Raw genomic sequence first — 10,429 nt, 5'->3', positions numbered from 1 at the left:
GCCCGGCTGCTGGCGCATGCGGTGCGCGACGGGCTGCTGCGGCGCACCAGGGTGAGCCATGCGCGGGTGCTGGAGCTGGCCGCCGAAGACTGACCCCCGGCCCGCACGGCATGCGCCAGCAGCCGGGCAAAGGCACAGGCCGGCGGTTTCAGGCGGGCGGGTTCAGCGGTTCAGGATGTCCCGGTGGTAGCGCCCGGTCAGCACCAGCCCCAGCGCCAGCAGCCCGAGGCTGCTGAGCAGCACAAACGGCACGCTGGCATAAGAGGCGGTATAGGTCGGGTAGAAGCCGGTGCGCATCAGCCCGGTGATATGGATCAGCGGGTTGAACCACAGGATGTCCTGGGCCAGCGGCGGCAGGTCCTCATAGATGAACAGGATGCCGGAGGCGATGAACAGCGGCCGGGTCAGGATCGACCAGGCGACCTCCCACAGCGGGAACAGCCCGCTGAGGACGCAGTTCAGGGCGCCCACCCCGAGGCCGAGAATCATCGCCAGGAACATCGCCAGCACCGCCGGCGGCAGGTCCAGCACCGCGCGGCTGTCGATGACGGCCAGCACCGCTCCGGTCAGCAGCAGGGTGACCAGGATGCCGGTCAGGCTGTTGAGCAGGAACCGGGCCAGCAGCGCATCAATCCAGGTCACCGCCGGGTAGCGCAGCAGCGGCCGCGAATAGCTGAGCGCCCGGGCCACGGTGTTGGACACGCTCTGGTAGAGATTGAACGGCAGGAAGCCGGTGGCATAGAACAGCAGGAAACTGGTGCCCAGCGACGGGTTGCGGATCACCAGCGAAAAGCCGACCGACAGGAACAGGATCGCCGCCAGCGGCTCCAGCACCGCCCAGAGGTAGCCGCCCGGGGTGCGCCCGTAGCGGGTCGACATCTCGCGCAGCATCAGCGCGGCGATGGTGCGCAGCGCGGCAAAGCTGCGGGCGCGCCCGGTGCCGGGACGCTGGGCAGGAGGGAAGGCCGGAGCGGCGGCCGAAGACGGGGCAGGGGACGGGGCCGGGGCTGCCGCGGATGTGGGTCGGGTCATGAATAGCCATTGTGAATATGCGCGCTGCAGGCGATAATATGAAAGAAAGACGAGGCAATTACAAACGGCTGCAGGCCGGGGTAAGCAGATTATGACACAGGATCGTCCGGCGGCGCAGCGCACAGCGGCCGCCCAATTCCGTTCTGGCCGCAAGGATGCGGACGGTAAAGGTGCCGGCGGCAAGGGCACTGGCGCGGCGGCAAGGCCCGGTCCTCTTGAGCCGGAGGTGAAGATCGCCCAGCAGAAGCGCCGGATCGGCCGCCTGCTGGTCCGGGCCGAGGCCGCCGAGGCGGAGCTGGAAGCGCTGCAGCAGCAGCAGCCCGCCTATCCGATTGCCCGCGCCGCCCATATGAAGCGGCGCCACTGGGGGCTGATCGCCTCTTTCGGGCTCTTGGTCCTGCTGCCGCTGGCGGCGGCGGTGTTCTACCTGTTTGCGGTGGCCGAAGACCAGTATGCCTCCACCGCCGGTTTCACCGTGCGCAGCCAGGACAGCGCCGGCGCCAATGACATCCTGGGCGGGCTGGCCAGTTTCACCGGCAACAGCACTGCCTCCGACAGCGACATCCTCTATGAATTCATCCAGAGCCAGGAGCTGGTGGCCGCAGTGGAGGCGCGCACCGGCCTCAGCGCCCATTATGCCAGCCGCTGGCCCGGCGACTGGGCCTTTGCGCTGTGGCCCGGCGCCACGCTGGAGGATCTGACCTGGTACTGGCAGCGTGTGGTGCGGATCGCCTATGACAGCGGCTCCGGCCTGACCGAGGTGCAGGTGACCGCCTATGAGCCGCAGATGGCCCAGGCCATCACCCGCGCCATCGTCGAGGAAAGCCAGATCCGCATCAATGCGCTCAACGAGCAGGCCCGCACCGATGCGATGCGCTATGCCGAGGCCGATCTGGCGGAGGCGCTGGAGCGGCTGAAAGCGGCCCGCGAGGCGCTGACCCGGTTCCGCTCCCGCACCCGCATCGTCGACCCGGCGGCGGATATCCAGGGCCGCATGGGGGTGATGAACAACCTGCAGCAGCAGCTGGCCGAGGCGCTGATTGAATACGACCTGCTGGCGGGCACGGTGGCAGAGGGCGACGTGCGGCTGGCCAAGGCGCAGCAGAAGATCGAGGTGATCCGCGACCGCATCGACATCGAGCGCCAGACCTTTGCCTCCAGCAACACCGACACCGGCGGCGTCGGCGAGGACTATCCGACGCTGATCTCCGAGTTCGAGCGGCTGACGGTGGACCGGGAGTTTGCCGAGGAGACCTACCGCGCGGCGCTGGCGGCGCTGGAGGTGGCGCGCGGCGAGGCGGCCCGCCAGAGCCGCTACCTGGCCACCTATATCAAGCCGACCCTGGCCAGCGAGGCGGAATACCCGCGCCGCTATGTGCTGAGCGGGCTCACCGGGCTGTTCCTGCTGCTGGTCTGGTCGATCGGGGGGCTGATCTATTACTCGGTCCGCGACCGCAGCTGAGGGCAGGGCGGTGATCCGGTTCGAGAACCTGACCAAGAGCTTCTGGATCAAGGGCGAGCGCAAGATTGTCATCGACAATCTGAACCTCACCCTGCCGGGGGGCAAGTCGCTGGCGCTTTTGGGCCGCAACGGCGCCGGCAAGTCGACGCTGCTGGAAATCATCGCCGGCACCCTGCGCCCCGATCACGGAAGGGTGGTCTCCGACGGCACCATCTCCTGGCCGGTGGGGCTGGCGGCCTCGTTCCACCGCGATCTGACCGGCGCCGAGAACGTCCGCTTCATCGCCCGCATCTACGGCGTCGACAGCGACGATCTGGTGGCCTTTGTCGAGGAGTTCTCCGAGCTCGGCAAATCCTTCCACATGCCGATGCGCAGCTATTCCTCCGGCATGCGCTCGCGGCTGACCTTCGGCGCCTCGATGGGGATCCGCTTTGACACCTATCTGGTCGACGAGGTGACGGCGGTGGGCGACAAGGCGTTCCGCCGCAAGAGCCAGGCGGTGTTTGCCGACCGGATGAAGCTGTCCGGCGCCATCATGGTCAACCACTCGATGAAGCAGGTGCGCCAGTTCTGCAATGCCGGCCTGGTGCTGGAGAAGGGCGAGATGCGCTATTACGAGGACCTGGAGGAAGCCATCGCCGTGCATGAGGCGATGCTGTCCTAGGGGGCAAACAGGTCCGCGGGGATCTGCCAGCCGCCGTCTGCGGCGGGGGTGATATGGCCTGCGCGCTGCATCTGCGCCAGCAGCGCCTGCCGCCGCGGGCTGCCGGCGCTGAGCCGCAGCTGCCAGAGCGCCTGGGCCAGCGACAGCGGGTTGGGCAGCAGCTGCAGGTTGGGGGTGTCGGAGCCGCAGTGGAAATCGCGCTTGGGCACCTGCCAGTTGCCGTAGTTCTCGGTCAGGTAGCGGCCGGCGTCATCCGGGCCCTGCACCTCGATGCCGGCCAGCGGATAGGATGCCAGGCCGAAGTCGGCATTGTCCCAGCGGTACTGCGAGGAGCCATGCCACAGCAGCCCGTCCTCGCGGTAGTGCAGGAAGATGTCGGCGACGGTGCCGTTGGCGTGGCGCAGCTTGTAAAGCACCGGCAGGTCGCGCCGGGCCAGGCGGCCGCTGCCATCGCGCTCCAGCCGGGTCTGGCAGGCGCTGGCAATGCAGCGGAACGGCGGGCTGCCGTGCAGCACCGCTTCCAGCCGCTCCAGATCGGTCTCCTCTGCAATCACCCCGAGGTCGATGTCGTAGTCATGCTCCAGGATCGCCTTTTCGCGCACCGCCCCCAGGAAGGTGCCGGAGAGCACAAAGGCGCGGATGCCGTTCTGCTCCAGGAGCGCCAGGGTGTCGCGCAGCGCCTGTTCGGCGCCGGGGCGGGAAAACTGCTGCTGGATCGGCGTCCCGGCGGCGGGCGGCTGGCTGGCAGGCGGCACCGGCGCGGCATCCAGCGCCCCCTGCAGGGCGGCGGCGGCGTCCTGGCGGAACAGCTGCAGGCAGCGGGGATAGTCGGGGGTGCCGAAGGCGGCGAGGGCGGCGCTGGCCGAGATCAGGCACAGCTCGCCCTGCAGCACATCCGGCGCCAGCCGGGCGGCGCGGCGGCTGAGGAAGCGGCGCAGCGCCGCCAGCTCGCGCGGGGCCAGCTCCTGGTAGAACACCGGCACCGGATCCTGCGAGATGTCGATGCCGGGCCAGCCGCGCCGCAGGTACCAGGACAGCCGCCGCATGCCGGTCAGGAACTGGTCGCCGTGCAGCCGCCGGAACATCTCGCGCGCCAGGGCCGGGGTGCCGGTCACCGCCAGGGTGGCGCCGGCCGCGGCCAGGGCGGTGCCCCAGCGGGCGGCGCGGCCATGGCTGCGGGTCAGGAACTGGCCGGGAAACAGGGTGCGGGCAAGCCGGGCAGCGGGGCGGGAAGCGGTCAGCGTCATCGGGGAGAAAGAGGTCCTGGTGGCGGTCTTCGGGGCAGGGGCAGGCGGCTGGCGGCGGGGCCGCTCCGGCTGGCTAGATAGCCTGTTCCGGAGGATTTGGATAGGGGCCTGCTGCGGGCTTGCGGCGGGCCTGTTGCAGGCCTGTTGCAGGCCTGTTGCGGGCCGGGGGAGGGGGCTGCGCGCCAGCCCGCCCGGCCGCGGCCTGCGGGCAAAGCGCGGTGGCCTTCCGCGGCGGCAATGCGTAGTATCCGGCGCGGGAAACAGCCGCGGCCCGCGCGGCGCAACAGAGCAGCCGGAATACAATGAATCAGGTCACTTTGCACATCGGCACCACCAAGACCGGGTCGACCAGCATCCAGAGCTTCATGGCCGCCAACCGGGAGCGGCTGGCGGAGCAGGGCATTCTCTATCCCCGCAGCCTGGGCGAGGTGCCCCATAACGCCATCCCGGTGTTCCTGCAGGGGCGGCAGCGGCAGACCCAGCTGCAGGAGACGCATAATATCCGCACCCAGGCGGACTACGAGAAGTTCGAGCGCCGGGTGCAGGCGGCGCTGGCGGAGGAAACCGCCGCCCATCCGGACAAGCATATCGTGATCTCCAGCGAGCATATGCATTCACGCTGCACCACGCCGGAGCATTTCGCGCGGCTGAAGACGCTGCTGGCGCCGGCCCTGGAGGGCCGCCGCCTGCGCATCGTGGTCTACCTGCGGCCGCAGATCGACCATGCGGTGGCGCTTTATTCGACCATGCTGCGGCACGGGCTGGAGGAGGATGTGGACAGTTTCCTGGCGCGCCACATGCACCCGCCCAAACGCGGCTATTTCAATTTCCGCAAGCTGCTGGAGAGGTGGGGCCGCGAGTTCGGCCCGGAGGTGCTGGAGGTGCGCGCCTTTGCCGCCGCGAAGGGGCTGCCGCATGGGGTGGTGTCGGATTTCGCCGCCCTGCTGGGGCTGGATCCGGAGGCGCCGGGCTGGGAGCAGCCGGAGCGCGAGAACACCAGCATGGGCATCTGGGCCGCCGGGGTGCTGCAGGCTCTGAACAGCGGCGAAACCGGGGTGGAGCTGCCGCCCCATGCCGATTTCCGGCTGCGCCAGTGGCTGCGCAACGAGGTGCCGCCGGGCAAGGTGCTGCCGGGCCTGGACACCGCCCGGGCGTTCCAGAAGAGCTTTGCCGGGGGCAACAAATGGGTGGCGGCGCAGTATTTCAAGGACCGCCCCGGCGCGCTGAAGGTTGACTGGACGCCGTTTGAAGCCCCGCCGCTGCAGCCGCAGCAGGATGTCAGCCCCGAGGCGCTGATCCGGCTGGCCGAAACCATGATGTATTGCGGCAAGCCCGCGCCCGAGCGCTGGGTCCGGCGCTGGTGGCGCCGCCTGTTCGGCAGCGAAGAGGAGGCGCAGGCGGCCTCCGCTCCGGCACCTTTGCCGCGTCCCGAAAGCAGCCCGTCCGGCAGCGGCTCGCCCGGCTGATGCCCGGTGCCTAGGCCAGCGGCGGCGCAAAAAACGCCGGTGCCGCCTGGCCCTTGTCCTGGCACTCCAGGAAGCCGCGCGCCGCGTCCAGCGCCTCGCGGATGGTCACATCCATGTCGAGATAGCGGTAGGTGGCCAGACGGCCCGCAAAGGTGACGCCCTGGGTCTCCTGCGCCAGCTGCACATAAGCGGCCAGCAGTTCCTTCTCCTTCACCTGGCGGATCGGGTAGTAGGGGATGTCGCCGGGCTCTGCCTGGCGCGAGAACTCGCGGTAGAGCACCGAGCCCTCATGGCTTTCCCAAGGGCTGAAATGCTTGTGCTCGGTGATGCGGGTGTAAGGAACAGCTTCCTCGCCGTAGTTCATCACCGCGCAGCCCTGGTAGTCGCCCTGATGGGTGAAGCGCTCGAAATCGAGCGTCCGGTAGCCGAGCCGGCCCAGCCTGTAGCCGAAATAGCCGTCCAGCGGCCCGGAGTAGAACACATGATCGTATTCTGCCCCCATCTCCGGGGTGAATTCAGTCTCTAACTGGAGCGAAATGCCCGGATGATCGAGGATCTTTGCGGTCATCGCGGTATAGCCGTCCTGCGGCATGCCCTGGAATTTGTGGAAGAAGTAATTGTCGTCGTAGTTGAAGCGGACCGGCAGCCGCTTCAGGATCGAGGCAGGCAGCTCGGAAGGGGGCATGCCCCATTGCTTGAGGGTGTAGCCCTTGAAAAACGCCTCATAGAGATCGCGGCCGACAAAGCGCAGCGCCTGCTCCTCGAAGGTCTGCGGATCCTCGATCGTGGTGTCGGCCTGTTCCTGCGTGATGAAGTCATGCGCCTCTTCCGGGCGCAGGGTCTTGCGGAAGAACTGGTTGATGGTGTGCAGGTTCACCGGCAGCGAGAAGACTTCCCTCGCGCCCGAGAGCCCGCGGGTGGTGGATTTCACCCGGTTCTTGTAAGGCAGGAAGGCTGCGAACCGGTTCACATAGTCCCAGACCTCGGTGTCGTCGGTGTGGAAGATATGCGGCCCGTAGACATGCACCATCACGCCGGTCTCCGCATCGCGCTCGGTGTGGCAGTTGCCGGCGATGTGGGGGCGCGCGTCGATCACGGTGGCCTGATGGCCGGCCTCGGCCAGCTGGCGGCCGATCACCGCGCCCGACAGGCCTGCGCCTACGCAAAGAATGTTCATGGCGGTTCTCCGGGTCCGGTCCGGGCGCTGCCGGCCCTTGCGGCCCTATTGTGCCGCAGGCGGCGGCGGATGTCATACGGCTGTCATGCTCTGCGGGTTAAGTGCCCCGGAAAGCCGCCGGCAGGGCGGCAGGGCACAGGAGGCGGCAGTCGGGGAACAGCAGGCATACCACGGGGTCCGCCCGCATCCGCTGCGGCCGGGGCAAAGCCGGGCGGCGGCGGGGTTATTCGGCAGCGGTGCTGAGCCCCTGCATCTTGTTGCGGATCATCGTGCTGGAGATTTCCGGCGTGCGCGGCATGTAGATGACCTGGCAGAGATCCGACAGGAAATCGAATTCGCCGGTCCAGTCATCGCCCATGGTGAAGACGTCGATATTGTGGTCCTGCACGTCCTGGCGCTTCTGCTCCCAGGTGTGCTCCGGAATCACCAGGTCCACATAGCGGATCGCCTCGAGGTCGCGCTTGCGCTCCTCCCAGGAGAATTTCGAGGTCTTGCCCTTGAGCTCGTTGAACTCGTCGGAGGACAGCGCGACGACCAGGTAATCACCCAGTTCCCGGGCCCTGCGGAGCAGGCGGATATGTCCGAAATGAAGGGTGTCAAAAGTGCCGTAAGTAATCACACGCCGCATTAATAACTCCATATTCACACGCCCCGTGCCGGAAATCTGTTTTCCGGTCCGGTCTGGCTGCAATTCCGCTTTCCCGCCGGGGCCTGACTGCTCGTGCCGGGATGCCTCTCTTAGCTGTGGAAGCGTTGATAGCCGGTTAAGCGGCCTTTGGGTAGACCCCGGATCAATTTAGCCCGCCAGCCGCGGCCGGCAGGCCGCATTCTGCCGCTGCCGGGTCTGTGCAGGCCTGTTTCCGCCCGGTCCGGAAAGGGGCCGGGACGGGGGGTCAGGCCGGCGGCAGGCGCTTGGGGGTGAAGCCGAGAATGCGGTCGAAGAAATCCTGCAGCGCCGCCTCGCAGTAGCGTTCGGCGTCGAAGTCGGCGCCGCTGATCCGGCCCTCGATGAAATGGCGCATGCCCTCGGCGACCCCGTCGACGCTGGGCGGCACCAGGTGGCCGTACTCGGTGCCCAGCACGCTGCGGGCGCCGGGGATGTCGGTGGCCAGCACCGGCTTGCCCAGGGTGAGCGCCTCCAAGAGCACCATCGGCTGGCCTTCGTAGTCGGAGCTGAGCAGGAAGCAGCTGGCGCGGGCGATCACCGGGAAGGGGTTGCTGACATGGCCTGCAAAGATCACCAGGTCCTCGACGCCGCAGTTGCGCGCCTCTTCCTTCAGTTCCTCCTCCAGCGGGCCGGTGCCCATGATCACCAGCGCCGCCTCGGTGCCTTCGGCGCGCAGCCGGGCCAGGGCCTGGATCGCCCGGTCCTTGGCTTTCTCCGGCGACAGCCGCCCGGCCATCACGAAGACCGGCTTGTCCTGCGGCAGCTGCAGCTCCAGCTCCAGCTCCCGCGGCAGCGGCGCCTGCGCCCGGGTCCGGATCTGGTCCGGGCGGATCACGTTGCGCACGGTGAGCGCCGCCTCCGGCGCGGCATAATAGGCGGTGAGATTGCCGGCATTCACCTGCCGGGTCTCATCCGAGACGCTGGCAATTGCGTCATACCATTTGTAGGTGGCAAAGACGCCGTTGAGGATCGCGAACCGCTTGTCGGCCTCCGAGCGCATGTCGTTGTGCTGGTAGATCGCATGGCGCTTGGCCGGCAGCATCGCCATCAGCAGGCTCCAGTAGCGGGCATAGCCGCTGAAATCCACTGCCGCGTCAAACTCCATGTCGCCCGCGAGCCGCCGTGCCTCGCGGCGGAAGACGGCGGTCACCGCGGCCTCATGCTCCGGGTTTTCAAAGCCGTTCAGCGTATAGAACTGCTCCACCTGGAGGTTCTCTTCCGGGCTGCGCAGCATGGCGCCGGCCCGGTGGATCAGCCGCACCCGCGGCCCGGCCCGGCGCAGGTTGGCGCGCAGCTCTTCGGATTTCTCCAGCGGCAGGCCTTCGGTCAGCACATAGATGTCGAGGTCGAACTCCTGCAGCGCCGCCAGCAGGTTCAGCATCGAGGAGGTGATGCCGTTGTTCTTCCAGCCGCCGCCGAAGAAGGCGACCCGGGGCCGCTGGCGGCTGCGCGGCGGCACCGGCCCCTTGATGGCCTCCAGCGCGCGGGCGCTGGCCTGGCCGTCCTCCAGCGGGAAGAACTGCGCCTTGGCCGCCTCAAACTGCGGCAGCGCATCGGCGCGGGTGCCATCCTGGATGGCGTCGATCACCTCGCCGGGGCGCATGCACAGCTGCGCGGGCAGATCCTCAAGGCTGGCATTGAGGCCGCGCAGCTCTTCGTATTCGGCGCGGTCGTAGACATAGAGGATCAGCTGCCGCCCGGTGGCCAGGTAGTCGAACATGATGCTGGAATAATCGCTGACCAGCACATCCGCGGCCGCCATGAAGCGGTTGGTGGACATGCCGGCGGGCACTGCCTTGGCGTTTTTGGCGCGGGTGCCGGTGAAATTGTGCATCTGGGCAAAGACGGCGTATTCTTCCGGGTCCAGCCCGTTCAGCGCCGCCAGCAGCGCCTCCAGCATCGGCGCCTTCTTGTCGGCCTTGCCCAGCTCGCCGCGCCAGGTCGGCGCCACGAAGATCAGCTTCTGGCCGTCGCTCAGCCCCAGTTCGGCGCGCAGCGCATCGCGGTCTGCGGTCAGCGTCTCATCCACCCGCGGCGCGCCGATGCAGCTGAGCCGTGCGCCGACGGCCTCCTGCACATCCGCAGCCCCCAGCAGGGCATCGGCGGTGAAGCTGTTCTGCAAGAGCACATGCGAGGCCTGCAGGAAGTTGCGCTGGCTGTTGCGGTGCACGGTCGGGCGCAGGGCGTCCTCGTGCTTGAACATCCGCTTCAGCGGCACCCCGTGCCAGGTGTTGACATAGGACTGCCCGTCGCGGCGCAGGTACCAGGTCGGCAGGGTGCTGTTGGAGATGATCGTGCCGGCGGTGGCCAGCAGCTGCGCATACTCCGCCGAGCCCGGCGCCACGAAGCGCACATTGGGGTGCTCCCGCAGCGCGTCCGGCGCCAGGCCGGGCTTTTTCAGCGACCAGACATGCTGCAGCCCCTGCTGTTCCGGATCCTCCAGCAGCGCGTCGAAGATGGCGCGCGGGCTGCAGTTCATCGAGCTGCCGTGGAAGCTTTCATAGAGCATCACCCCGGGCTGGACCGGATCGTTTTCCAGCGCCCGGATGAAATGGGTCTCCGGCGCCTTGCGGGGGGCTTCGGTCCGGGCCCGGTAAAAGGCCCCGATCCTGCGGCGCAGCCCGGCGGGCATGTAGGTGCTGGTCCAGTAGAACCGGCGGTAGGCGCTGCGCAGGAGGGGCTTCAGGGTCATGGGGGCGGATCCGGGTCAGGGG

The 10,429-nt window shown here is 68.0% G+C and carries 8 protein-coding genes; 3 read left to right on the top strand and 5 right to left on the bottom strand.

What is annotated here, in order from left to right:
- Positions 1-162: 162 nt before the first annotated feature.
- Complete coding sequence (locus RA24_RS19465) at positions 163-1,032, bottom strand: ABC transporter permease (RefSeq protein ID WP_019294884.1); 870 nt, start codon at positions 1,030-1,032, stop codon at positions 163-165.
- Between the two features lie 91 nt (positions 1,033-1,123).
- On the opposite strand from RA24_RS19465, the gene RA24_RS19460 reads away from it, so the two are divergent.
- Together RA24_RS19460 and RA24_RS19455 are read left to right on the top strand one after the other, a co-directional pair.
- Positions 1,124-2,494, top strand: a complete 1,371-nt coding sequence (locus RA24_RS19460; protein WP_082020404.1) for a sugar transporter — start codon at positions 1,124-1,126, stop codon at positions 2,492-2,494.
- 10 nt (positions 2,495-2,504) lie between these two features.
- Positions 2,505-3,158: an ABC transporter ATP-binding protein gene (locus RA24_RS19455; protein ID WP_019294886.1), complete on the top strand. Its 654-nt coding sequence runs from the start codon at positions 2,505-2,507 to the stop codon at positions 3,156-3,158.
- Here the strand turns inward: RA24_RS19455 and RA24_RS19450 are convergent.
- Positions 3,155-4,405: a hypothetical protein gene (locus RA24_RS19450; RefSeq protein WP_019294887.1), complete on the bottom strand. Its 1,251-nt coding sequence runs from the start codon at positions 4,403-4,405 to the stop codon at positions 3,155-3,157. The two genes, RA24_RS19455 and RA24_RS19450, sit on opposite strands and share 4 nt — an antisense overlap.
- A 302-nt stretch (positions 4,406-4,707) precedes the next feature.
- On the opposite strand from RA24_RS19450, the gene RA24_RS22595 reads away from it, so the two are divergent.
- Complete coding sequence (locus RA24_RS22595) at positions 4,708-5,871, top strand: hypothetical protein (protein WP_039193710.1); 1,164 nt, start codon at positions 4,708-4,710, stop codon at positions 5,869-5,871.
- Positions 5,872-5,881: 10 nt separating this feature from the next.
- Here RA24_RS22595 and glf read toward each other — a convergent pair whose 3' ends face one another.
- The 3 genes from glf to RA24_RS19430 all read right to left on the bottom strand — a co-directional run bounded on the left by glf (position 5,882) and on the right by RA24_RS19430 (position 10,407).
- Entirely contained in the window at positions 5,882-7,048 is a 1,167-nt protein-coding gene (glf, locus tag RA24_RS19440; protein ID WP_039193707.1) for a UDP-galactopyranose mutase, read from the bottom strand.
- Positions 7,049-7,271: 223 nt separating this feature from the next.
- Positions 7,272-7,676 (bottom strand): glycerol-3-phosphate cytidylyltransferase, encoded by a 405-nt coding sequence (gene tagD, locus RA24_RS19435; RefSeq protein WP_036761752.1) that lies wholly within the window; start codon positions 7,674-7,676, stop codon positions 7,272-7,274.
- 265 nt (positions 7,677-7,941) lie between these two features.
- A complete protein-coding gene (locus RA24_RS19430) occupies positions 7,942-10,407 on the bottom strand; it encodes a glycosyltransferase (protein ID WP_039193704.1) in 2,466 nt (821 codons plus the stop codon).
- Between the last annotated feature and the right edge of the window lie 22 nt (positions 10,408-10,429).

Origin of the sequence: Leisingera sp. ANG-M6, assembly GCF_000813905.1 — a bacterium.
In the GTDB taxonomy this organism is placed as follows: domain Bacteria; phylum Pseudomonadota; class Alphaproteobacteria; order Rhodobacterales; family Rhodobacteraceae; genus Leisingera.
Note: the sequence above shows the minus strand (reverse complement) of the source record. Positions and strands in the feature narration are given on the sequence as shown.